This window comes from Nonomuraea sp. B19D2, assembly GCF_040137845.1.
In the GTDB taxonomy this organism is placed as follows: Bacteria; Actinomycetota; Actinomycetes; order Streptosporangiales; family Streptosporangiaceae; genus Nonomuraea.
Window position 1 is genome coordinate 106,127 of the sequence record NZ_JBEFAK010000004.1, and the last position, 22,963, is coordinate 129,089.

Consider the following 22,963-nt stretch of genomic DNA (forward strand, 5'->3'; position numbering starts at 1 on the left):
CTCGAGCCGCCCCGTTCCGCTGTGAGGGGGTGTAAATGGATCGCTGGCTGATCGCCGGACTGGGCAATCCCGGGCCCGAATACGCGGGCAACAGGCACAACGCGGGCTTCATGGTGCTCGACGAGCTCGCCGCCAGGGCCGGCGGGCGGTTCAAGGCGCACAAGAGCAGGGCCGACGTGTGCGAGACCAGCACGGCCATCCTGGCCAAGCCCCTCACCTACATGAACCTCTCCGGCGGGCCCGTCAAGGCGCTCTCCGACTTCTACAAGATCGGCCCTGACCGGCTGATCGTCGTCCACGACGAGCTCGACGTCCCGTACGGCGCCCTCAGGGCCAAGCTCGGCGGCGGCGACAACGGCCACAACGGGCTCAAGTCGATCACCAAGGTCCTCGGCACCCGCGACTACCTGCGCGTCCGCTTCGGCATCGGACGGCCGCCCGGGCGCATGGACCCCGCCTCCTTCGTGCTCAGGGACTTCGCCACCATGGAGCGCAAGGACCTGCCCTTTCTCGTGGACCGGGCGGCCGACGTCGTGGAGTCGCTGATGACCCGCGGCCTGGAGACCACGCAGAACGACTTCCACCGGGCTGATCTCCACATTTCGGGCCCTCCGCGCTGATCGCCGCACCGGCTCTCCACCCGCTCCGCGGCCACGATCTCTGACTCGAGAGGAACCACATACCTCTTCGTGGCGGGTATGTTACGCTCGGTGACACGGTTGCGGGATCGAACGCACCCGGCCTGGCCGGGGTACGGCTTTGTGGTCTGTCATCGCAACCGCATCAGGCGTGGTTCGCCATGTCGGGGCTGCCGTCTTCCGGCCGTCGGGCCCGCGTCGTTGACGAACGGTCACCTGGAGGCACGTGTGCGCGATGAGGGACTCATGACCGTCGTCAGACCTGGCCATGGGGCCTCCTGGCGGGTCGGCCCGCGCACGCCGTCCTGGGTCCGCTCCTACCGGTTGCGCGCCGTGCTGGCCGACCTCTGCGGCGCGGGGGCGGGGGCCGGGATCGCCTTCTACGTGCGGTTCGGCGGGTTCACGCCGTACGTGCTGCCGTACCTGCTGGTCAGCCTGGCCCTGCCGGTGGTGTGGGGGTGCGCGGTGGCGCTCAACCGGGCCTATGAGCCGCGCATGCTCGGCGTCGGCTCCGAGGAGTTCCGGAGGGTCGTGCAGGCGGGTGTGGCGCTGACCGCGGGCACCGCCATCGGCTCCTACGTCACCAAGACCGACGTCGCCCGCGGCTACGTCGTGCTCGCGCTGCCGCTGGTCACCCTGCTCACGCTGGTCCTCAGATACGCCCTGCGCCGCTCTCTGCACCGCCGCAGGGCGGCCGGGGAGTGCATGCGCAAGGTCGTCGCGGTCGGCCACGCGGCCTCGGTCGAGGAGCTGGTGCGGCTCTTCCAGAAGGAGCGTCACCACGGCATGGACGTCGTGGCCGCCTGCCTGCCCGGCGGCACGCCGGGCGACCGCGTGGGCGGGGTGCCCGTCGCGGGCGACCTCAGCGACGTGCCGATCGTGGTCGAGCAGCTCGCCGCCGACACCGTGGCCGTGCTGGCCTGTCCCGAGATGGACGGGCGGGCGCTGCGGCGGCTGGCCTGGCGGCTGGAGCGCACCCACACCGAGCTGGTGGTGGCGCCCGCGCTGATGGACGTGGCCGGGCCGCGCACCATGATCAGACCGGTCGCCGGGCTCCCGCTGCTCCACGTGGAGCATCCCGAGCTGGCCGGGGCCAGGCAACTGGTCAAGAACGTCTTCGACCGGCTCGTCGCGGCCGTGCTCCTGGTGCTGCTCGCGCCCGTGCTGGCGGGGCTGGCGGTGGCCGTACGCATGACGAGTCCGGGGCCCGCGCTGTTCAGGCAGACCAGGGTGGGCAGGGACGGCAGGCTGTTCACGATCCTGAAGTTCCGCACCATGCGGCGCGGCTCGGAGCAGCAGAAGATCACCCTGGTCAGCGACCGCGAGGGCGTGCTCTTCAAGATTAGGAACGATCCACGGGTCACGCCGCTGGGCACGCTCATGCGCCGCCACTCGCTCGACGAGCTGCCCCAGCTCATCAACGTCGTGCTCGGTCACATGTCGCTCGTCGGCCCCCGTCCTCCGCTGCCCGACGAGGTGGCCCGCTACGGTGATGACGTGCGCAGACGGCTCCTCGTACGACCCGGGCTGACCGGACTGTGGCAGGTCAGTGGTAGATCTGACCTATCTTGGGAGGAATCCGTACGTCTCGACCTGCGTTACGTGGAGAACTGGTCCCTCACGCTCGACCTCCAGATCCTGTGGAAAACTTGGTCGGCCGTCGCCCGCGGGCAAGGAGCATATTGATGACGATTCGCGACGACCACGCCCTCGCCGCTGATCTGGCGTCCGAGGCGGGTGAGCGGCTGCTGCGGGTTCGCGAGCGCATCGGCTTCGCCGACCCGTCCGCGCTGCGGGCCGAAGGCGACCGGTCCTCCCACGTCTTCCTCATGGAGTCGCTGGCCAGGCTCCGGCCGAGTGACAGCGTGCTGTCGGAGGAGGCCACACGCGAGGAGCGGCTCGACCCGCGCAGGCTCGGCGCGTCCCGGGTCTGGATCGTCGACCCCCTCGACGGCACCCGGGAGTTCTCCGAGGAAGGTAGGTCCGACTGGGCCGTCCACGTGGCGCTGTGGGAAGGCGGCAGGCTGACCGCGGGCGCGGTGGCGCTGCCCGCCCAGGGCCGTACGTTGACCACGGCCGCCGCGCCCAAGCCGCCCTCCTATGACGGGGGGCGGTTCCGCATCGCGGTGAGCCGCACGCGGCCGCCCGAGTTCGTGCAGAAGCTGGCCTACCTCGTCGGTGCCGACCTGGTTCCCATCGGGTCCGCCGGGGCGAAGATCTCGGCGGTGCTCACCGGCGAGGTCGAGGCGTACGTACACGCCGGGGGTCAGTACGAGTGGGATTCCGCCGCACCTGTCGCCGTGGCCCTGGCCGCCGGGGCTCACGCGAGCCGCATCGACGGCTCAGAGCTGACCTACAACCAAGCCGACCCGTCACTACCGGATATCCTGGTTTCCCTACCTGAGCTAGCGGCATCGCTGCTGGCCGGGATTCGGGACCTGCACCGCTAAACCGCCGGAGGAAGCGCCCATGCTCCAGCGCGACTACACGACGTCGCAGCTCGACGTGCTCGAGGCCGAGGCCATTCACATCATGCGTGAAGTGGCGGCCGAGTTCGAGCGTCCCTGTCTGCTCTTCTCCGGGGGCAAGGACTCGATCGTCATGCTCCGCGTCGCGGAGAAGGCGTTCTGGCCGGCGCCGATCCCCTTTCCGCTCATGCACGTGGACACGGGCCACAACTTCGACGAGGTCATCGACTTCCGCGACCGCCGCTCCGCCGAGCTGGGCACGCGGCTGATCGTGGCCAGCGTGCAGGAGTCCATCGACGCCGGACGCGTGGTGGAGGAGACCGGGCGGCGCGCCTCGCGTAACCGCCTGCAGACCACCACGCTGCTCGACGCGATCGAGGAGCACGAGTTCGACGCTGTCTTCGGCGGCGCACGCCGCGACGAGGAGAAGGCCCGCGCCAAGGAGCGGGTCTTCTCCTTCCGCGACGACTTCGGCCAGTGGGACCCGAAGAACCAGCGCCCCGAGCTGTGGAATCTCTACAACTCGCGCATCCGCAAGGGCGAGCACATCCGCGTCTTCCCGCTGTCCAACTGGACCGAGCTCGACGTCTGGGACTACATCAGGCGTGAGGGCATCGAGATCCCTTCCATCTACTTCGCCCACACCCGCAAGGTGTTCGAGCGCGACGGCATGCTGCTGCCCGACTCCGACGTCGTCCAGCGCGGCGACGACGAGCCGCTGTTCGAGGCCGTGGTGCGTTACCGCACGGTGGGCGACATGACCTGCACGGGCGCCGTGCAGTCCACGGCCGCCACGGTCGAGGAGATCATCGAGGAGATCGCGGCCACCCGGATCACCGAGCGCGGCGCCACGAGGGCCGACGACCGCTCGTCGGAGGCAGCCATGGAGGACCGGAAGAGGGAAGGTTACTTCTAATGGACATTCTTCGCTTTGCCACTGCGGGAAGCGTCGACGACGGCAAGTCCACCCTCATCGGACGGTTGCTCTTCGACTCCAAGGCGATCTTCGAGGACCAGCTCGAGGCGGTTGAGCGGACCTCGCGTGACCGGGGCACCGAATACACCGACCTGTCGCTGCTCACCGACGGCCTGCGGGCCGAGCGGGAGCAGGGCATCACGATCGACGTGGCGTACCGCTATTTCGCCACGCCGAAGCGGAAGTTCATCATCGCCGACACGCCCGGCCACATCCAGTACACCCGGAACATGGTCACCGGCGCCTCCACGGCCGACCTGGCCATCATCCTCATCGACGCGCGCAAGGGCGTGCTGGAGCAGTCGCGGCGGCACGCGTTCCTGACCACGCTGCTGCGGGTGCCCCACCTGGTGCTGGCCGTAAACAAGATGGACCTGGTGGGCTACTCACAGGAGCGGTTCGAGGAGATCAGGGAGGAGTTCACGGCGTTCGCGTCCAAGCTGAACGTCGCCGACCTCACCTTCATCCCGATCTCCGCGCTCAACGGCGACAACGTGGTCTCGCGCTCCGAGAACATGCCCTGGTACCTCGGCACGTCGCTCCTGCACCACCTGGAGAACGTCCACATCGCGTCCGACCGCAACCTGGTCGACGTGCGCTTCCCCGTCCAGTACGTGATCCGCCCGCAGCGGGCCACCGAGCACGCCTTCCATGACTACCGCGGCTACGCGGGTCAGGTGGCGGGCGGCGTGCTGAAGCCCGGCGACGAGGTGGTGCACCTGCCGTCGGGTCTCACGACGCGCATCGCCTCGATCGACACCTTCGACGGGCCGGTCGAGGAGGCGTTCCCGCCCATGTCGGTGACGCTGCGCTTCGAGGACGACCTCGACATCTCGCGCGGCGACATGATCGCCCGGCCCAACAACCAGCCGCGGGCCGCGCAGGAGCTGGAGGCGATGGTCTGCTGGATGGCCGACGGGGTCAAGCTGACGCCGCGCTCCAAGCTGACGATCAAGCACACCACCCGTACGGCCCGCGCCCTGGTGCGCGACCTGCACTACCGGCTCGACGTCAACACCCTGCACAGGGACGAGGAGGCGACGTCGCTCGGCCTCAACGAGATCGGCCGGGTGTCGCTGCGGGTCACGCAGCCGCTGTTCGTGGACGACTACGCACGTAACAGGCTCACCGGCGGCTTCATCCTCGTGGACGAGGCCACCAACGGCACCGTCGGCGCCGGCATGGTCATCGACGCCACCTAGGTAGATCTTTTCGGGGTTCGCCGACCCCCTGATTACTCTCCGCGCTAGAGTCATCGCGTTACGTGTTCACGACGTGAAGGCCCTCCTCCGTGACCGACCGTGCGACCACCACCCGGGTCATCTATCTGGGCGGCCTCGGACGCAGTGGCACAACACTGCTCGAGAGGCTCCTGGGCGAGCTGCCCGGCGTGGTCGCGCTTGGGGAGGTAGTGCACCTATGGGAGAGGGGGGTGCTCGCGGAGGAGCTCTGCGGGTGCGGCACACCGTTTCCCGTCTGTCCCTTCTGGCGGCAGGTGGGGGAGCGCGCGTTCGGCGGATGGACCCATGCGCTGGTGAGGAGGGTCCTGACGCTGCGGCGCAGGGTCGACCGCACCCGCAGGATCCCGCGCATCGCGCACCCGGAGCTGGCCGAGTACGTGCAGGCGTACCGGCTCCTGTACGAGGCCACCGGCGCCCCGGTCGTGATCGACTCCAGCAAGCACGCGTCGCTGGCCTGCTGCCTGGTCGCCGGCGGGGTGGACGTACGGATCGTCCACGTGGTCAGGGACCCGCGCGCCGTCGCCCACTCCTGGGCCAGGACCGTGCAGCGCCCTGAGGACGGGCGGCCCATGACCCAGTGGGGCCCCGCCCGCACGGCGATCCACTGGACCGCCCAGAACACCGCTCTGGAGCTCCTGCCCGGGCGCGGGGCCCGCGTCACCAGGGTCCGCTACGAGGACCTGCTCGCCGCTCCCGGACCCACGATCGCCGCACTGGCGCTCAGCCTCGGCCTGACAGAGCCGGACCGGCCGTTCCTCGACGACCGCACGGCCTGGCTCGGCCCCTCCCACACCGCGTCTGGCAACCCGATGCGCTTCCTCGTGGGGCGGGTCGAGCTGCGCAGGGACGACTCGTGGGTGAGGGGGCTGCCCGACGGCGACCGGCGGGTGGTCGACGCGCTCACGTGGCCGCTCAGGGTCCGGTACGGCTACCGGGAGGCGCCGTGACCCCTTCGGCGGGCCCCTCGGTAGGCGTCGTGATCCCGACCAGAGGCGACCGGGCGGCGCAACTGCGCGAGGCGGTGGAGTCGGCGCTGGCCCAGGACTACCCGGGGCGCCTGTCTGTCGTGGTGGTGGCCGACGGCGTCGCCCCGGTGGACGTCGACGTGCCGCCCTCCGTCCAGGTCGTGTCGAACGCGCGCACCCCCGGCCTCCCCGGTGCCAGGAACACCGGCATCGCGGCCTGCGACACCGACCTCGTCGCCTTCTGCGACGACGATGACCTGTGGCTGCCCGGCAAGCTCGCCGCCCAGGTGCGGGCGTTGCGTGATCGGGGCGGCGCGTTCGCGAGCTGCGGCATCGAGGTGGAGTACGTACGGGAGCGCCGCCGCGTGCCCCGCCTGGCCGGTCGCGACACGGTGACCGCGGACGACCTGGTCCGCTCGCGGATGGTGATGGTGCACTCGTCGACGTTCCTGTTCGAGCGCGGTGCCCTGTGGGCCGACGAGAGCGCGCCGAACGGCCAGAACGAGGACTGGGATCTGGCCCTGCGCGCCGCCAAGCGGCAACCGCTCACGTATGTGGACCGCCCGCTCGTCCGGGTTCGCTGGGGCGCGTCCCACTATGTCGCCCGCTGGGCGGACCGCATTGCCGGGCTCGACTGGATGCTCGCCCGGCACCCCGAACTGGCCGTGGATCCGCGCGGCGCGGCGCGGGTCTACGGTCAGCTGGCCTTCGGCCACGCGGCACTCGGCCACCGCCGCGAGGCCACCCGCTGGGCTTTTCGCGCCCTGGCGACCCGTCCGGGGGAGCCACGCGCCCCGATCGCCCTGGCGGTGGCGGCCGGCCTCGTCTCCGCGCCAATGATCCTTTCCGCCCTTCACCGTAGGGGGCACGGCATTTGACTCCGCCGAGAACCACCACGCCACCCGTCCCACCGCAACGCCACCCCGAGGACACAGGCCCACTCCCGGCCATAACGCTCGGGGACGGGGCGCCGCCCGGGGATACCTCGCATGGCGAGGCACCGCGTGACGACGCGTCGCTCGCGCCGTTCACGGACGCGTCGCCTGTGCCGCTCACGGACGCACCGCACGCGCGCCCCACGGCCGCTGCCACCGGCCGTCGACCCGGCCCGAGCGCTCAGGCGGCGCCGGACACGGACGAGCACCCGAGTCCCCAGACGCCCGCCGCCGGTCCAGAGCACGTGCGGGCAGCCGTCCCGGGTAAGCGGCGGGTGCAGGTGGGCGGGATCGGAGTGGATGCGCTCACCGAGGACGAGGTGGTCCGGTGGGTGGAGGCCGAGCTGGAGGCCGGGAGGGGCGGGCGGATCGTCACCCCGAACATCGACATCTGCCGGGCAGCCGCCAAGGATCCCGCGCTCAAAGAGCTGGTGTGCACCGCCGAGCTGGTGGTGACCGACGGGATGCCCCTGGTGTGGGCCGCCAGATTGCTCGGCACCCCGGTGCCCGAGCGGGTCACGGGCGCGGACCTCATCTGGTCGCTCAGCAAGCTCGCCGCCCGCCGCGGCTGGCCCGTCTACCTGCTCGGCGGCCCCCCGGGCGTGGCGCGGAAGGCCGCGGACGAGCTCACGAGCTGCCACCCGCGCCTGAAGGTGTGCGGGGTACACGCGCCGCCCTACCACTTCGACGCCACCCCCGAGGGCAGCGCGAGGGTCCGGAGGAAGGTGGTGGCCGCGCGGCCGCGGGTGGTGTTCGTCGGGCTGGGTTTCCCCCGGCAGGACCGGCTCATCGCCGACCTGAGGGAGGAACTGCCGGAGGCATGGTTCCTGGGCTGCGGGGCGGCGATCGCGTTCGCCGCCGGGACGGTCTCCAGGGCGCCGGGATGGATGCGCAGGATAGGGCTGGAGTGGGCGTTCCGGCTGCTCTGCGAGCCGGGGCGGCTGGCGCGCCGCTATCTGGTGGACGACCTGCCGTTCGCGGCACGGCTGCTGGCCGCCTGCCTGGCCCGCCGGGTCAGGCCGTGAGGTCGCGTACGCGGGCGGCATCCGAGGAGCTGAGCCCCCGTGCCGCGTCGTCCAGCGCCCGGCGGGAGTCCATGGGCCGGAAGGCGGTGCGTGACAGGCCCGACCAGGCGAACCCCGTCCCGCCCCTGGACGGCCCTGTGCAGGCCCGCGTGATGCGGCGCTCCGCGGCAGGCGTCCAGGACAGGCCCGCGTAGTCGTACAGGCGCCGGAAACCGCCCAGCGGGTCGGCGGCCAGCGACTCGTACGAGGCGATGAGGATGCCGGGAGTGCGGGTCAGGACCGTACGGGTCGCCCGCCACAGCAGGGCCGCCTTCAGTACACGGTCCTGGGAGCCGACGAGGGCACGCAGCTCGAGCAGCTCGGGGTGGTCGCGTACCAGCAGCGGCTGCTCGAGCAGCTCGTGGAAGTAGACCGTCCACCCCAGCCGCTGCCAGCTCGCCACGAACGACACCGGATCCCGCAGCAGCGCGATCACCCGGCACCCGAGAGCAGCGGCGAACCAGCCGGCGCTCAGCACCGCGAACGGGTCGTCCAGCAGCGCCCGTCGCCGCGTCAGCCGGCCGAAGGAGAAGGCGGCGCCGTAGCGGAGCAGCCGGGCCAGGTCGTACGGGGAGCGGTTCGCGCGCAGCTCGGAGAGCCAGCGGTAGCGCAGGGCCACGGTGTCGCGGAAGGCAGGCAACCAGTCGGCGGCGTTGTCGTCGCAGATGTACTGGAACCTGTGGGTCACGGAGGCCCTGAGCACCCCGGGGCAGCGGCCCGGCGGGTGCTGCGGGTTGAGTGGCTCGTTGACGTAGACCAGGTCGCCTCCGGCGGCGAGCATCTTGCCCGCCCAGCTCGTCCCGCTCCTCGGCAGGCCCGTCACCAGCACAGGAGCTCCCGTCACAGGACAGCCTTCGCGTTCATGGCCTCCACTCCGTGGAGGCGGCTCGGTCGCTGGGGAGCCGTCGCCTTCCCTCGTCACTCCGGTCGCTTCGCTCCCTGCGTTCCTCAGTCCAGGCGACGGCGCTCCCTCGCAGAGCGGTCAGGGTGTGGCGGCCGAAGGGGTGGAGGCCGTAGCGGTGGTGGAGCTGCCACAGCGGGAGGAGGTTCTTGACCAGCATCCCGCCCGACCAGCCGAGCACCGCCCCGAACGCCCCGTGGACGGGGATCAGGGCCACGTCCAGCGCCACCGTGCACGTGATCGCCGCCACCAGGTTGAGCAGGCTCGTGCCCGTGTGGCCCGCGGCCGTCAGCACCACGTCCACCATCCCGCAGGCCGTGGCCACCATCATCGTGCCCGCCAGCACCAGCGCCACGGGCGCCGCGGACCCGTACGAGGGCCCGAACAGCCGTAGCAGCCACGGCGCCAGCGCCGCGTACGCCAGCCACACCGGCCACGTCAGCAGCACCAGCCAGAGCGTGGCGGCCTGGTACAGCTCCCCGGCCCGGGCCCGCTCCCCGTTCGCGAGCGCCGCGACCAGCCGAGCCTGTACGGCCTGCGCCAGCCCCTGGTTCGCCAGCTGCCCGACCACCTTGAACCGGGTGGCGGCCGTGTAGACGGCGGCCTGCGCCGGACCTGCGAGCAGCGCGACGATCACGATGTCCAGCCGCTGGAACACCGCCTGGATGGCCCCCGCCATTGAGCGGGGAGCCGTGTGCCGCCACAGGTCGCGCGCCGTGCCCGGCAGGTACGGCGTCCGCGGCGCCCGTCCGCGCAGCGCGGCCCAGGCCAGGACCATGGCCGGCACGTACGGCGCCCCCCAGGCCACCGGCAACCACGAGACCGCGTCCGTCGCGCAGACCACGGCCACCAGCACGAGCTGGGAGCAGGGCACCAGCACCCCGTCGACGAGCACCGTGGGCCGCATGGCCCCGAACCCGCGGGTGGCCGCCAGCAGCACATCGCCCACCACCATGACCGGCAGCACCGCGGCCACCGGACCCAGCCGCGGGTACAGCAGCACCCCCGCCAGGCAGGAGACCACCACGCAGGGCACCAGGGCTGCCCGGATATATCCGGAAATGCCGAGGTAGTCGTAGGTCTTCGCCCGTGCGATGAAGTACACGAGCCCGTTCCCCGCATCCAGCTTGGCGATCCCGGCCGCCATGAGCGCCAGCGCGGTCGCCGCGAAGAACACGCCGGCGTCAGAGGGAGGGAACGCCCTGGTCACGACCATGACGAGGACGAACTGCGCAAAAGCTCCGAAGGCCGCCCCGGAGACCCCCGCGATCCCGCCCCGCCGAAGGCTCGCGGTCATCGCCGCCACGACGGCTCACCACCCAGCCACCGCACCAGCCGCGCGTCGTACGGCTCGAAGTGGTCCCGCAGCGTCCGCCCCAGCTCGCGCGGCACCGGCTGTGGCGAGGGACGCCCGTTGTGCCGCTCGAACACCGGATAACCGAGATGCGGCACGCCGAGGAACTCCAGCACCTGGTCGTACACGGTCTCCGGCTCGGCGAAGAAGCGGTGGCTGTCGAGCACCAGGATCCGCTCGCGCCCGACCAGCGTCTCCAGCCGGTCGAGCTGGTCGGCGTAGCGCCCGCGGGCCAGGTACGCGTGGTGCTGGTGGGAGTGGTGCAGGGCGAAGGGCGAGCCGCGCAGCAGCTCCTCGGCCCCGGCCAGCCGCGCCGGCTCGAGCTCGACCGCGGACTCGAAGTGCGACTCCGTCTCGAACCCCCTGGCCAGCTCGTGCGCGTGGGCCGAGCACGCCCGCTCCACCGGGTCCCGCACCAGCACGATCAGCCGAACGCCGGGCAGGTCGGCCGCGATCCGCTCGCCGGCCAGCGGATGGAACAGGTAGTAGGGGGACGACTCGAAGGCCAGCGCCCGCGAGCCGTACCGGTGCTCGACCAGCCCCGCGCTCATCCGCAGCGGAAAGTGCCCCTGATACCAGGGCAATCCCCGCCAGTAGCCGACGTCGAAATAGTGCACGCCCTTGTGCAGCACCGGTTTGAGCAGCAGCGGATGTTGCGCCAGCGCCCGGTACAGCGAGGTGGTGCCGGATCGCTGCGCCCCCGCGATCAGGAACGACGGCAGCACCCGCGCCCCCGACGTGAGCCGTCCCGTGGCGCGTGACAACGACAGCACCGACTGCTTCATCGCCCTCATGTGAGCAGCTCCTCGTGGTCGACGGCCGGATTGAGCCAGGTCTCCGGCGGTCCGAGCGGCGCGTGGCCGTCGACGGCGTGCCTGTCGGCCAGCGCGATGAGGTAACGCACCGCGGTCTGCCTGGCCACCGCCGCCGACAACCCCAGGGGCGCGAGCTCGCGTACGGCCCGCGCCACGCACGCCCGCGCCGCGACCGGCGGGGCCATCGAGCGCAGCGCCCGCTGGAAGAAGTGGTGCACGAGGTCGAAGCCGTAGGGGACGCCGACCTCGTACCGCTCCCAGTCCCACACCAGCAGCCGCCCGTCGGCGGACGGGCACATGTTCCAGGGCGAGAGGTCCCCGTGCCAGGCCGCGCACGGGCCTCCGGTGCCCGCGATCTCCTTGACCGCCTCGATCAGCAGCGGCCGGGGCACCCGGCCGCGCCGCACCGGCAGCGGCGAGAGCGCCAGCACCGCCAGCCCGCGCCAGACGCCGTGGTGGAGCACCTCCGGCGCGGCGAACGTGGCCGGCGAGAGCCCGGCCAGCCTGTGCAGTGCCGCCGCCTCCGTGGTGATCAGCGAGCGCGCCCGCGCGCTGTCGCCGACCTTCACGAACGCCAGCCGCCGGCCGCCCGAACGGGCCTCCAGGATGGGCTTGCGGTTGGCCCGCAGCGCCGGACGCACGTGCAGGACGGTCTCGACGGGCCGCCCGAAGACCTCGCTCAGGTATGCGGCGATGGACCCCTCGCCCGGCACCATGACCGAGGACCACGGATGCCACCAGCGGCGCGGCACCAGCCGCCGGGGCACGGCGGCGTGCGGCAGCACGGTGTACGGCCGGGGCGACCCCGGCCCCGGATACAGCAGCCGCACGGTCTCCGCGAGATAGCCGAGCCGGATGGCGGCGTCGTTCACGAGACGTCTCCCAGATGGTTGCGCCACAGCAGGGCGAACGAGATGAGATACAGGCTGAGCGGCGTCACCAGCCCGTCGTAGATGAACATGTAGAGCAGCACCAGCCCCATCACCAGCACCCCGGCCAGCCCGATGGGGCTGCGGTCACCCCAGTGGCGCCGGATCGCGCCCAGGAAGAACGCCACGTAGAGCGCCGCCCCGGTGAACCCCTGCGTGATCAGCAGCAGCCAGAGCTGCCCGTCGCTGCCCAGCGGCGGGTGGCCGCAGCCCTCGCACCACTGGGTCCGGCCCGTGGTGATCGTGCGATGGTTGCCCATGGCGTTGCGCGTGTTGCCGTAGCCGATGATCGGCGAGCGCGCGGCGGCCGCGACGGTGGCCGACACGGTGAAGGCCCGGATGTCGTTCGAGTGCGGTTTGTCCAGTCGCTGCGCGAACAGCGACGCGAGCGGGCTCAGCGCGAACACCGTCGCCGCCACCGCCGCCGCCCCGCAGAGCGCCATCCTGGTGCGGCCTCCGAGCCGGACGATCAGGTAGGCCAGGGCCAGGCCCAGGCCGATCCAGAGGCCCCGGTTGAGTGAGTAGACGATGGGGATCGCGGCCAGGGCGAGCACGGCCGCCACGAAAGCCTTCTGCCGGGGCCCGCCGTACACCCACCAGCCGACCACGAACCACACCAGCAGCACCGACACGTTGCTGCCCCACGCGTTGGCCCACTCGTAGGGAGCCTCCGGCCGCGGCGAGGCGAAGCCCAGCACCTTCTGCGTCTGGGCGGCGGTGGGGTGGATGAGGTTCTGGACGAACGAGTTGCCGGCCACCCAGTCGGGCAGCAGCAGCTCCATCGGCGAGGTGAACGCGAACGAGGGAAGGAACACGCCGAGCAGCCCGCCCGCGACCGTCGTGACGAACAGCACGCCGAGCATGCGCACCAGGCGCAGCTGCGGCAGCTCGTGCTCGGTCAGGTTGCCCAGGTAGAGCACCGTGATCAGGATGGCCACGTAGAGCGCCAGCCGCATGACGTAGCCGATCAGCCGCCCCGGCCCGAAGTCGCCGTACGTGTCCGGCGGCATCTCCGTCAGCATCAGCCCGCTCACCAGGTAGCCGGCGAGCAGCAGCAGCCACAGCCCGAACCCGCGCGGCACCCTGATCGGCCGGCGCCGCCACAGCACCATCGCCATCGGCACCGCCAGCACGATCACCGAGAGCCCGCCGAACCCCAGCGCCCACCACACCGGATAGCCGACGAGCAGCGCCGTGATCGGCCACACGGCCCCCCTCACGTCGGCTGGCCGGGGCGCCGCGGGTGCATCGCCTGCATGGGCGTGGTCTCGGCCACCTCCAGCTCACCGGTCGCGACCAGCTTGCCGAGCGGGGTGTGCGTACGCGGCTCGAGCAGGGGCACGAACAACGGCAGCGCGTCGGTCGCCGTCACCACGCCGATGATCGGCACGTCGTGCCTGCCCAGCTGGCGTACGGCGGCCGTGACCTGGTCGGAGGTGACCTGGCCAAGGCCGACCAGCAGCAGGGCCGCGTCCGCCCTGGCCAGATCGCGTACGTCGGAGCCGTCGAGCACCGTCAGCGGCACGCTGACGGCCACCGGGTCGGCCTGCGTCGAGTCGCGCAGGCCGGCGGGCAGCGCCTTGACCAGCAGCCGCTTGCCGGGGCACGCGGCGACCAGGGCGCAGGCCAGCTCGTGGGCCGCGCCGGGCTCGCGCGGGCTCGACAGGTCGCCCAGCACCGGCAGGCCGGTCAGCCGCCCGACGTCGGCGGCCGTGCGTAGCCGCCTGTCCAGCCGGTCGCGGACGTAGGCGGCGGCCGAGCCGGCCAGCAGCCCGGCCATGAGCCCGGTCCCGAGGTAGAGCGGCAGGCTGGGGGAGGCGGGCGCGGACGGCGGCGTGGCCTGGCTGATGACCGTGCCGGGGGTCACCGCGACCGTCCTGAGCGCGTCGTACTTCAGCGCGAGCCCGGCGGCCTGCCGGTTGAGCACGCTCTGCCGCTGGGCGGCGATCGCGTGCTCGGCACTGCCCTTGGCCAGCCCGCCGAGCTGCTTGATCACCGTGTCGATGGCCGCGTTGACCTGCTTGAGCTTGGCCAGCACGGCCCGCTGCTGCTCGCCCAGGGCGGCCAGCGTGCTCTCGCGGCGGTTGGCGAGGTATGCCTCTGCGTACGCGCGGGACTGGGCTGCCGCGACCTCGGCGTCGGAGGCGGTCACCGAGATCCACAGCACCGCCGAGTTGGGCGGCACCGAGACCTCGGCGGGCTCGGGGCTCTCGACGCCCAGCGTTTTGGCCGCCCGCGTCGCGACCACGGCGGACTGCGCGATCTGGGCCTCGGTGTCGAGGTTGAGTGGCTCGCGCTGGCGGCTGGTCACCTGGTTGGCCGGCTCCTGCGAGCCGACCGGCATGACCAGCACCTGCGTGGTCGCGGTGTAGGAGGGCGGCGTGAGCCGCATGAGCGCGAGGCCGGCCGTGCCGCCGAACACGAGGCAGCCCAGCAGGAGCAGCCATCGCCTGCGCAGCAGCGAAAGGTGCTCGTCCAGGTCCGTGCCGGAGCTCATGGGGGAGGGTCTCCTGGAAATGCGTTGAGATGTGCGCCCACTATAGGGCGGACGATTATCAGCGAAGCCGAATACCCAAGATTTTCTCCAGTACGGGCACAAGGTAAAGCCGTCTATGAATTGAAATGTCCGGAAATTCTGTCCGCTCTTGTTCGCTGTGAGCTGGAGAGACTCGGCACACTGGCTGAAGTTCCAGGAATGACATGGCAAGGTTCAGGGTTGATAGGCGGGGGTCATTCGAGGAGGGGGTTGAAAGGCTTTGCAGCTACGGGGAATTTCTCATACCACCACGAACGCCGCGGTCATTCTGGTCGTTATCGCGGTGCTGGCCGCCTGCTCCACGGCCGAGGGCTCCAACACGCGGCCGCCCGTAGCGGTCAAGGACGCCTCGGGCTCGCCGTCCTGTACGGCGACCTCCAGGCTCATCCCGTCCTGCGGCGCCTGGTGGGGCATCGCGCCGGAGGTCTTCACCGGCGCCCAGGTGGAACACGCCCTCCGCGGCGCGGAGGCGCGCATGGGGACCTCCGCCGACGTGGTGCACGTCTACCACCGGGGCAGCGAGCTGTTCCCCACCGACGCGGAGATCAGGATGGCCCGCGACCCCGCCAGGCCCCGGCTGCTCATGATCAACTGGAAGCCGTCGTTCGACCGCACCTGGGCCGAGATCGCCGACGGGGCGCTCGACGCCAGGATCGACCGGCTGGCCGGATACCTCAGGCGCACCTTTCCCGAGCGGTTCTTCCTCACCCTCCACCACGAGCCGGAGAACGACGTGGACGCCGCGTCGGGCTCGGGCATGCAGGCCACCGACTACGCGGCCATGTTCCGGCACGTCGTGCTCAGGCTGCGGGCCGAGGGCGTGAAGAACGCGGTCATGGTCATGACCTACATGGGGGCGCCCAACTGGGCGGCCGAGCCGTGGTTCGAGGACCTCTACCCGGGTGACGACGTGGTCGACTGGGTGGCCATGGACCCGTACGCCGACGGGCGGGTGGAGGACTTCGAGGGCCTGGTGAACAAGACCCGCAAGGAATATCCGGACTGGCCGGGGTTCTACCGGTGGATGCAGGCGCGCTTCCCCGGCAAGCCGGTCATGGTGGCCGAGTGGGGGGTGTTCGAGCGGGCGGAGGACCCGTCGTTCAAGCGGGCGTTCTTCGAGTCGGTGCGGCGGCAGATCAAGCGATATCCGCAGATCAAGGCGCTGCTGTACTTCGACTCGCCGCACGCGCCGCGCGGGGACACCAGCTTCGACGCCGGTACGGGGGCCGGCCGGGCGTTCAGCGAGCTGGCTCGAGATCCCTATTTCCGCTCGACGCCCGTCCCGAGGCCCTGACCCGCCACCCGACGACAGTGACAGCCGTGGCCCCGACAAGAGCCCAGACAGTGAGCGTGTTGCTCACGTCGAGGAGCTTGAGGGCGGAGGCCAGCAGCACGATGGCCAGCAGCGCCCTGATCAGGCCGCCGGGGGCGCGCGAGGAGATCCTGGCGCCGAGGTAGACGCCCGGGATCGAGCCGATGAGCAGCGACACCGTGAGGTCCAGCTTGAAGTCGCCGAACAGCACATGCCCGAGCGCGGCGGCGGCGACCAGCGGCACGGCCTGTACGAGGTCGGTGCCGACGAGCTGGTTGGCCTTGAGCGCCGGGTAGAGGGCGAGCAGGGCCACGATGATGAGCGATCCGGATCCGACGGACGAGACGCCGACGACCAATCCGCCCACCGTACCGACCAGTAGGGTCGGAATTGGGCGCACGACGATCTCGTGCGCGCTCGACGTGCCGCCCCGACCGCCCAGCCAGCTCTTGAGTGCCATGCCCGCCACGGCGAGCAGGAGCGCCACGCCGAGCGCGTACTTGACCGCGTCGGTGACCGCGAACGCGCGGGCCAGGAACACCCCGCAGAAGGCGGCCGGCACCGAGCCCGCGCACAGCCAGCCGACCAGGCGCAGGTTGACCGTGCCCCGGCGCAGGTGCACGAAGCTGCCGACCGGCTTCATCACGGCCGAGGCGACCAGGTCGCTGGAGACCGCGGCCAGCGGCGGGACGTTGAAGAACAGCATCATCATCGGCGTCATGAGCGCCCCGCCGCCCATCCCGGTCAGCCCGACCACGATCGCGACGAGGAAGGACCCGCCGATCAAGGCAAAATCGATCAACGAACCCATCCTCCGGACTTCAGGGCCCCCAGCACTTGGGAGACGGCCGTGTCGATCGAGATGTGCGTGGTGTCGATCACCAGGTCGGCGTCGTCCGGCTCCTCGTAGGGGTCGGAGATGCCGGTGAACTCGGGGATGAGCCCGGCGCGGGCCTTGGCGTACAGGCCCTTGCGGTCGCGCCGCTCGCACTCCTCCAGCGGCGTCGCGACGTGCACGAGCAGGAAGTCCGCCCCGACCGACTCGACCATCTCGCGCACCTCCTCGCGGGTGGCCGCGTAGGGGGCGATGGGCGCGCAGATGGCCAGGCCGCCGTGGCGGGCGGCCTCGGCGGCGACGAAGCCGATGCGGCGGATGTTCAGGTCGCGGTCGGTCTTGGAGAACGTCAGGCCCTTGGACAGCAGGTGGCGTACGACGTCGCCGTCGAGGTAGGTCACCGTGCGGGTGCCGAGCTCAAGCAGCGCGTCACGCAGGCCCCGGGCGATCGTGGACTTGCCGGAGCCGGACAGGCCGGTGAAGAAGACCAGGAGGCCCCGGCGGTGCGGGGGACCGGGGATGTGCACGGGGTCGGGCCCCGCCAGGTGCTCGGTGGCGCCGTAGGCGGTGGCGACGTGCTCGCGCAGCTCCAGGTCGATCTCGGGCTCGTCGCGGGGCGCCAGGGGCACGGAGACGACGATCGTGTCCTCGGGCAGCTTCTCCTTGGCGCGGAGCGCGGCGCGTACGACCGCGGGGCCCGGCTCGCCGTACGAGAGGGGGAGCAGCATGATCACCGCGTCGAGCTCCTTCGCGGTGGCGACGATCTCGGAGAGGTCGTCGAGAGGGCCCCGCATGGTGACGGCGAGCGTGGGACGGCCGCCGAGCTCGGCCCTGACCTCGGCCGGAGTGCGCCGCAGGCGCGCGAACGGGCCGTGCTCGGGCGCGCCGAGGCCCTTGACGGGGCCGGAGGTCAGCCCGTCGGGCCCGTGGGCGCTCACCGTGAGCGCGGCCAGCGGCAGGCCCTCCGGGTCGAGCAGCGTGACCTCGTCGCCGGGGGAGACGTCGGCGGGCAGGTGGAGCGTGACGGGCGCGGGCCACGGGGTGCCGTCGGCGAGCGTGCCCTGCTCGTGCACCGCGTGGAGGTCATCGTGGCCGAGGAACCCGGTCAGCGGCTCGAACGCGCCGGACAGCAGCAGCTCGAGATCGGCCAGCTCGCGCGCGTCGGGGGTCCACTCCACGTCTCCAACATCCCAACTATTCCGATTGAATTGGTAGGAAAGGAGTCTACCGATTGATGCAAGCGTGTCGCTAGAGGAGCCGGGCGAAGTGATGCTGAGGCTTCCTGATCACCATGGTGATCTCATCGTGGGTGGCCGGGTAGCGGCCGTTGGTCAGCCTGGCGGCCGCGGCGACCGCGGCGACGGCCATCTTGTGCCTGCGTGCAGGACCGCTGGTGTTCCGCTGGTCTTCGGTGATCATGAGGCCGCGGCTGAGGCAGAACGCGTGCATGCCGTCGCTCGAGGTCAGCGGCTCGTACACGGGAGGGAACGGGCCCGGCGTGCCGGGGGCGGAGAGCAGGCGCCACAGCGGGCGGCGCAGCCACGACGGCGTGATCCGGTCGAGCAGGCCGTAGGCGGACCTGCGGTCGCGCATGCGCAGCAGCACCAGGCCGCCGGGGCGCAGCGACTGCAGCAGCCGGTCGAACACGAGCTCGGCGTGCCTGACGCGCTCCAGCAGGAACGACACCTGGATCACGTCGTACGACCTGGGCGGCAGCGGTACGCAGCGCAGGTCGCCCAGCGACCACGACACCAGGTCGGCACGCTCGCCCAGCACGGCCCTGATCGAGGGGTGGTCCTCGTCGACCCCGGTGACCCTCGTCTCGAGCCGCTCCGGGACGAGCGGCTCGTCGTGCGCGCAACCGGCGACGAGCACGTCGAGCCGCCTGCCGAGCAGGCCGGCCCAGTGCTCGCGGACCCGCTGACCGAAGAGATCGCCTCTTTGGGCGATCGATCGCACCTCAGACATGTCACCTACAGTAATCAATCGATCCGAATCAGTAAGGCATTTCCCTGCTAGCGTCCTGGCACGTGAGCGATGAGGTCTATGTGGGGAACGCCGGCGTCGACGCGGCCGCGGACCGTGGCTGGCTGCTGGGCCATTTCAAACCCCTCGGAGATCCAAGACACAGCGACGATGTGGAGATCAAGTGGGGCGTGCACCCGCCGGGCGACGAGCGGGCGGAGTGGGTCAGGGGCGAGGCGCGCACCGCCCTGCTGGTGCTGATCAGCGGCAGGTTCCGGGTGGAGCTGCCGGGCCGCAGCGTGCTTCTGTCCGAGCCCGGTGACTACGTGGTCTGGGGCAAGGGCGTCGACCATTCGTGGCGTGCGGAGGAGGCCTCGACCGTGCTCACCGTGCGCTGGCCATCCGTGCCTGGTTATCGGATCGGTTGAGGGGAGCCGGCGAGTACCCTTGGAGAGGACCCCCGCGACCTGACTCGGCCGGGGGTAGTCGTGTTGCCGTCGTGGGGCTGTGGGCGTATCTGATGAGTCTTTCCGGGCTACTTGACCTTGTTCGCGCCGACCCGAAGTTGACCGCCGCTCTCGAAGAGGGCGGCGACGTCGCGCTGATCGCGCCTTCCGCGCTGCGGCCGTTCGGCGTGGCCGCGCTGGCCACGCACGACCAGCGGACCGTGCTCGCGGTCACCGCCACGGGGCGTGAGGCCGAAGACCTCGCCGCGGCCCTGACCAGCCTCATCGAGCCGGCCTCTGTGGCGGTGTTCCCGGCGTGGGAGACGTTGCCGCACGAGCGGCTCTCGCCGCGCAGCGACACGGTGGGACAGCGGCTGGCGGTCCTGAGGCGGCTGGCCCACCCCATCAAGGGCGACGCCGCGGCCGGGCCGCTCAGCGTGATCGTGGCGCCGGTGCGGGCGCTGCTGCAGCCGATCGTGAAGGGCCTCGGCGATCTCGAGCCGATCAGGCTGCGTGCGGGCGACGACGCCGACCTCGAGGACGTCGTCGACCGGCTCGTGACCAACGGTTACCACCGGGTCGACATGGTGGAGAAGCGCGGCGAGGTGGCCGTGCGCGGCGGGCTGCTCGACGTGTTCCCGCCGACCGAGGAGCACCCGCTGCGGCTGGAGTTCTGGGGCGACACGGTCGAGGAGATCCGCTGGTTCAAGGTGGCCGACCAGCGCTCGCTCGAGGCCGCGGAAGGCGGTCTGTTCGCGCCGCCGTGCCGGGAGCTGCTGCTGACCGACGAGGTCAGGGCCAAGGCGCGGGAGCTGGCCGCGCAGTACCCGCCGCTGGCCGAGGTGCTCGACCAGCTCGCCGAGGGCACGCCGGTCGAGGGCATGGAGGCGTTCGCGCCCGTGCTGGCCGGGGAGATGGACCTGCTGCTGGACCACCTGCCGGTGCGGTCCGCGGTGTTCGTGTGCGACCCCGAGCGGATCAGGGGGCGGGCGGAGGAGCTCGTACGCACCTCGCAGGAGTTCCTGGAAGCCTCCTGGATCAACGCGGCGGCCGGCGGCGAGGCGCCCATCGACCTGGGCGCGGCGGCGTTCCGCACGCTGGAGGAGATCCGCGACCACGCCGACGTGCTGGGACAGCCGTGGTGGACGATGGCGCCGTTCGGCGGCGGGGTCGAGCTGGACGCTCAAGACTCCGAGGCCTACCGGGGCGACACCGCCAAGGCGCTGGCCGACATCAAGGGCTGGCTGGCCGACGACAAGGCCGTCGTGCTGCTCAGCGAGGGCCACGGGCCCGCCGAGCGCATGGTGGAGCTGCTCAAGGGCGTCGATGTGCCCGCCAGGCTCCAGCAGTTCCTGGACAAGGCGCCCGAGCCCAAGGTCGTCCACGTCACGACGGGGCTCATCGAGCACGGCTTCATCACCCCTGCCCTGGCCGTGCTCACCCATCTCGACCTGGTCGGGCAGAAGGCGTCCACCAAGGACATGCGGCGGCTGCCGTCGCGCCGCCGCAACATGGTCGACCCGCTCCAGCTCAAGGTCGGCGACCACGTGGTGCACGAGCAGCACGGCGTGGGCCGCTACATCGAGATGGTCCAGCGCACGGTCCAGGGCGCCACCCGCGAATACCTGGTCATCGAATACGCCAAGGGCGACCGCCTCTATGTGCCGACCGACCAGCTCGACGAGGTCACCCGCTACGTCGGCGGCGAGGCGCCCACGCTCAACCGCATGGGCGGCGCCGACTGGGCCAAGGCCAAGTCCCGCGCGAAGAAGGCGGTCAAGGAGATCGCCGGGGAGCTGATCAGGCTCTACTCGGCCCGCATGGCCTCGCCGGGGCACGCGTTCGGGGGCGACACGCCGTGGCAGCGGGAGATGGAGGACGCCTTCCCGTACGCGGAGACGGGCGACCAGCTCGAGGCCATCGACGAGGTCAAGCGCGACATGGAGCGCGGCGTCCCGATGGACCGGCTGATCTGCGGCGACGTCGGCTACGGCAAGACCGAGATCGCGGTCAGGGCGGCGTTCAAGGCGGTGCAGGACGGCAAGCAGGTGGCCGTGCTGGTGCCGACGACGCTGCTGGTGCAGCAGCACATGTCGACGTTCACCGAGCGCTTCTCCAGCTTCCCGGTCACGCTCAAGCCGGTCTCCCGCTTCCAGACCGACGGCGAGGTCAAGGGCACCCTCGAAGGGCTCAGGTCGGGTGCGGTCGATGTGGTGATCGGCACGCACCGGCTGCTCAGCCCCGAGGTCAGGTTCAAGGACCTGGGGCTGATCATCATCGACGAGGAGCAGCGGTTCGGCGTCGAGCACAAAGAGGCGATGAAGCACCTGCGTACGCAGGTCGACGTGCTGGCCATGTCGGCCACGCCGATCCCGCGCACGCTGGAGATGGGCCTGACCGGCATCCGCGAGATGTCCACGATCCTCACGCCGCCGGAGGAGCGGCACCCGATCCTCACGTTCGTGGGGCCGTACGAGGAGAAGCAGATCGGGGCCGCGATCAGGCGCGAGCTGATGCGCGACGGGCAGATCTTCTTCGTGCACAACCGGGTGGCCTCGATCAACCGCGTGGCCGCGCGGCTGCGCGAGCTGGTGCCCGAGGCGCGCATCGCGGTGGCGCACGGGCAGATGAACGAGCACCAGCTCGAGAAGATCATGGTGGGCTTCTGGGAACGTGAGTACGACCTGCTGGTCTCCACCACGATCGTCGAGTCCGGGCTCGACGTGCCCAACGCCAACACGCTGATCGTGGACCGGGCGGACAACTACGGCCTGTCCCAGCTCCACCAGCTGCGCGGGCGCGTCGGGCGAGGCAGGGAGCGCGGTTACGCGTACTTCCTCTACCCGCCGGAGAAGCCGCTGACCGAGACCGCCCACGAGCGGCTGGCCACGATCTCGCAGCACACCGAGATGGGCGCGGGCATGTACGTCGCGATGAAGGACCTGGAGATCCGCGGCGCAGGCAACGTGCTGGGCGCCGAGCAGTCCGGGTTCATCGCGGGCGTCGGCTTCGACCTGTACGTGCGGTTGATGGCCGAGGCCGTGCAGGAGCAGAAGGCCAAGCTCAACGGCGCCGAGGTGCAGGAGGAGCAGCAGGACGTCAAGGTCGAGCTGCCGATCAACGCCCACATCCCGCACGACTACGTCACGTCCGAGCGGCTGCGGCTGGAGGCGTACAAGCGGATCGCGGCCATCGCCACCCACGCCGACATCGAAGAGGTGCGCGACGAGCTGACCGACCGCTACGGCAAGCCGCCCGCGGAGGTGGAGAACCTCCTGGAGGTGGCCAGGTTCCGGATCAAGGCGCGCAAGGCCGGGCTCACGGACGTCACGCTGCAGGCGCAGAACATCAAGTTCGGTCCTGCCAGGCTGAGGGAGTCGCAGCAGGTCCGGCTCGACCGGCTCTACAAGAAGGCGATATACAAGCAGGCGGCCGAGACGCTGCTGGTGCCGGTCCCCAAGACCAAGCCGCTCGGGGGGCAGCCACTACGCGATCTTGACCTGCTCAAATGGTGCGGTGACCTGGTCGAGGCGATGTTCCTCGAGCCAGCGCGGGTAAGCTAGCGGCGGTTTTCGGTCGGAAA

General features: G+C 71.1%; 20 protein-coding genes. 11 read left to right on the top strand and 9 right to left on the bottom strand.

Annotated features, from left to right (window positions below; translation table 11 throughout):
- Positions 1 to 35: 35 nt before the first annotated feature.
- The 8 genes from pth to ABN273_RS09845 all read left to right on the top strand — a co-directional run bounded on the left by pth (position 36) and on the right by ABN273_RS09845 (position 8,248).
- A complete protein-coding gene (pth, locus tag ABN273_RS09810) occupies positions 36 to 620 on the top strand; it encodes an aminoacyl-tRNA hydrolase (RefSeq protein ID WP_349448361.1) in 585 nt (194 codons plus the stop codon).
- A 264-nt stretch (positions 621 to 884) separates the two neighbouring features.
- Positions 885 to 2,324, top strand: a complete 1,440-nt coding sequence (locus tag ABN273_RS09815) for a sugar transferase (RefSeq protein WP_349448362.1) — start codon at positions 885 to 887, stop codon at positions 2,322 to 2,324.
- Positions 2,324 to 3,088 carry a 3'(2'),5'-bisphosphate nucleotidase CysQ gene (locus ABN273_RS09820; RefSeq protein ID WP_349448363.1) on the top strand — a complete coding sequence of 255 codons (765 nt, stop codon included), beginning with the start codon at positions 2,324 to 2,326 and terminating at the stop codon, positions 3,086 to 3,088. Before ABN273_RS09815 ends, ABN273_RS09820 begins: the two co-directional genes overlap by 1 nt.
- Before the next feature lie 19 nt (positions 3,089 to 3,107).
- Entirely contained in the window at positions 3,108 to 4,022 is a 915-nt protein-coding gene (cysD, locus tag ABN273_RS09825) for a sulfate adenylyltransferase subunit CysD (RefSeq protein WP_349448364.1), read from the top strand.
- Positions 4,022 to 5,284: a sulfate adenylyltransferase subunit CysN gene (gene cysN / locus ABN273_RS09830; protein ID WP_349448365.1), complete on the top strand. Its 1,263-nt coding sequence runs from the start codon at positions 4,022 to 4,024 to the stop codon at positions 5,282 to 5,284. Before cysD ends, cysN begins: the two co-directional genes overlap by 1 nt.
- 89 nt (positions 5,285 to 5,373) lie before the next feature.
- On the top strand, positions 5,374 to 6,270 hold the full coding sequence (locus ABN273_RS09835; RefSeq protein WP_349448366.1) for a sulfotransferase family protein: 897 nt from the start codon (positions 5,374 to 5,376) through the stop codon (positions 6,268 to 6,270).
- On the top strand, positions 6,267 to 7,166 hold the full coding sequence (locus tag ABN273_RS09840; RefSeq protein ID WP_349448367.1) for a glycosyltransferase family 2 protein: 900 nt from the start codon (positions 6,267 to 6,269) through the stop codon (positions 7,164 to 7,166). Before ABN273_RS09835 ends, ABN273_RS09840 begins: the two co-directional genes overlap by 4 nt.
- Before the next feature lie 167 nt (positions 7,167 to 7,333).
- On the top strand, positions 7,334 to 8,248 hold the full coding sequence (locus ABN273_RS09845) for a WecB/TagA/CpsF family glycosyltransferase (protein WP_349448368.1): 915 nt from the start codon (positions 7,334 to 7,336) through the stop codon (positions 8,246 to 8,248).
- Here ABN273_RS09845 and ABN273_RS09850 read toward each other — a convergent pair.
- From ABN273_RS09850 to ABN273_RS09875, 6 genes are read right to left on the bottom strand one after another with little or no spacing between them, the layout of a single operon-like run.
- Positions 8,238 to 9,131, bottom strand: coding sequence for a sulfotransferase (locus ABN273_RS09850; protein ID WP_349448369.1), 894 nt, complete (start codon positions 9,129 to 9,131; stop codon positions 8,238 to 8,240). The two genes, ABN273_RS09845 and ABN273_RS09850, sit on opposite strands and share 11 nt — an antisense overlap.
- Positions 9,132 to 9,147: 16 nt before the next feature.
- Positions 9,148 to 10,485, bottom strand: coding sequence for a lipopolysaccharide biosynthesis protein (locus ABN273_RS09855; protein ID WP_349448370.1), 1,338 nt, complete (start codon positions 10,483 to 10,485; stop codon positions 9,148 to 9,150).
- Positions 10,482 to 11,336, bottom strand: coding sequence for a sulfotransferase domain-containing protein (locus ABN273_RS09860; protein WP_349448371.1), 855 nt, complete (start codon positions 11,334 to 11,336; stop codon positions 10,482 to 10,484). The genes ABN273_RS09855 and ABN273_RS09860 overlap by 4 nt, the downstream gene beginning before the upstream one ends.
- Positions 11,333 to 12,229, bottom strand: coding sequence for a hypothetical protein (locus tag ABN273_RS09865; RefSeq protein WP_349448372.1), 897 nt, complete (start codon positions 12,227 to 12,229; stop codon positions 11,333 to 11,335). The genes ABN273_RS09860 and ABN273_RS09865 overlap by 4 nt, the downstream gene beginning before the upstream one ends.
- The gene (locus ABN273_RS09870) at positions 12,226 to 13,494 is read right to left on the bottom strand and encodes a hypothetical protein (RefSeq protein WP_349448373.1); all 1,269 of its coding nucleotides are present in this window, start codon (positions 13,492 to 13,494) and stop codon (positions 12,226 to 12,228) included. Before ABN273_RS09870 ends, ABN273_RS09865 begins: the two co-directional genes overlap by 4 nt.
- Before the next feature lie 8 nt (positions 13,495 to 13,502).
- Positions 13,503 to 14,783 (bottom strand): Wzz/FepE/Etk N-terminal domain-containing protein, encoded by a 1,281-nt coding sequence (locus tag ABN273_RS09875; RefSeq protein ID WP_349448374.1) that lies wholly within the window; start codon positions 14,781 to 14,783, stop codon positions 13,503 to 13,505.
- A gap of 259 nt (positions 14,784 to 15,042) precedes the next feature.
- Here ABN273_RS09875 and ABN273_RS09880 point away from each other — a divergent pair, with 259 nt between their 5' ends.
- Positions 15,043 to 16,116, top strand: a complete 1,074-nt coding sequence (locus tag ABN273_RS09880) for a glycoside hydrolase family 26 protein (RefSeq protein ID WP_349448375.1) — start codon at positions 15,043 to 15,045, stop codon at positions 16,114 to 16,116.
- On the opposite strand, the gene ABN273_RS09885 is transcribed toward ABN273_RS09880, so the two are convergent.
- The 3 genes from ABN273_RS09885 to ABN273_RS09895 form a co-directional block, all read right to left on the bottom strand.
- Positions 16,061 to 16,936 (bottom strand): sulfite exporter TauE/SafE family protein, encoded by an 876-nt coding sequence (locus tag ABN273_RS09885; protein WP_349448376.1) that lies wholly within the window; start codon positions 16,934 to 16,936, stop codon positions 16,061 to 16,063. The genes ABN273_RS09880 and ABN273_RS09885 overlap by 56 nt on opposite strands.
- Positions 16,933 to 18,147, bottom strand: coding sequence for an adenylyl-sulfate kinase (gene cysC, locus ABN273_RS09890; RefSeq protein WP_349448377.1), 1,215 nt, complete (start codon positions 18,145 to 18,147; stop codon positions 16,933 to 16,935). Before cysC ends, ABN273_RS09885 begins: the two co-directional genes overlap by 4 nt.
- Before the next feature lie 70 nt (positions 18,148 to 18,217).
- A complete protein-coding gene (locus ABN273_RS09895) occupies positions 18,218 to 18,937 on the bottom strand; it encodes a class I SAM-dependent methyltransferase (protein WP_349448378.1) in 720 nt (239 codons plus the stop codon).
- A gap of 62 nt (positions 18,938 to 18,999) precedes the next feature.
- Here ABN273_RS09895 and ABN273_RS09900 point away from each other — a divergent pair, with 62 nt between their 5' ends.
- Positions 19,000 to 19,362: a signal peptidase I gene (locus ABN273_RS09900; protein ID WP_349448379.1), complete on the top strand. Its 363-nt coding sequence runs from the start codon at positions 19,000 to 19,002 to the stop codon at positions 19,360 to 19,362.
- Between the two features lie 92 nt (positions 19,363 to 19,454).
- Positions 19,455 to 22,943 carry a transcription-repair coupling factor gene (gene mfd, locus ABN273_RS09905; RefSeq protein WP_349448380.1) on the top strand — a complete coding sequence of 1,163 codons (3,489 nt, stop codon included), beginning with the start codon at positions 19,455 to 19,457 and terminating at the stop codon, positions 22,941 to 22,943.
- Positions 22,944 to 22,963 lie beyond the last annotated feature (20 nt).

What these genes read in the sequence shown, in the direction of transcription:
- pth (WP_349448361.1), top strand. Translation starts at nt 36, where the DNA reads ATGGATCGCTGGCTGATCGCCGGACTGGGCAATCCCGGGCCCGAATAC.
- ABN273_RS09815 (WP_349448362.1), top strand. Translation starts at nt 885, where the DNA reads ATGACCGTCGTCAGACCTGGCCATGGGGCCTCCTGGCGGGTCGGCCCG.
- ABN273_RS09820 (WP_349448363.1), top strand. Translation starts at nt 2,324, where the DNA reads ATGACGATTCGCGACGACCACGCCCTCGCCGCTGATCTGGCGTCCGAG.
- cysD (WP_349448364.1), top strand. Translation starts at nt 3,108, where the DNA reads ATGCTCCAGCGCGACTACACGACGTCGCAGCTCGACGTGCTCGAGGCC.
- cysN (WP_349448365.1), top strand. Translation starts at nt 4,022, where the DNA reads ATGGACATTCTTCGCTTTGCCACTGCGGGAAGCGTCGACGACGGCAAG.
- ABN273_RS09855 (WP_349448370.1), bottom strand. Translation starts at nt 10,485, where the DNA reads ATGACCGCGAGCCTTCGGCGGGGCGGGATCGCGGGGGTCTCCGGGGCG.
- ABN273_RS09860 (WP_349448371.1), bottom strand. Translation starts at nt 11,336, where the DNA reads ATGAGGGCGATGAAGCAGTCGGTGCTGTCGTTGTCACGCGCCACGGGA.
- ABN273_RS09875 (WP_349448374.1), bottom strand. Translation starts at nt 14,783, where the DNA reads ATGAGCTCCGGCACGGACCTGGACGAGCACCTTTCGCTGCTGCGCAGG.
- ABN273_RS09895 (WP_349448378.1), bottom strand. Translation starts at nt 18,937, where the DNA reads ATGTCTGAGGTGCGATCGATCGCCCAAAGAGGCGATCTCTTCGGTCAG.
- mfd (WP_349448380.1), top strand. Translation starts at nt 19,455, where the DNA reads ATGAGTCTTTCCGGGCTACTTGACCTTGTTCGCGCCGACCCGAAGTTG.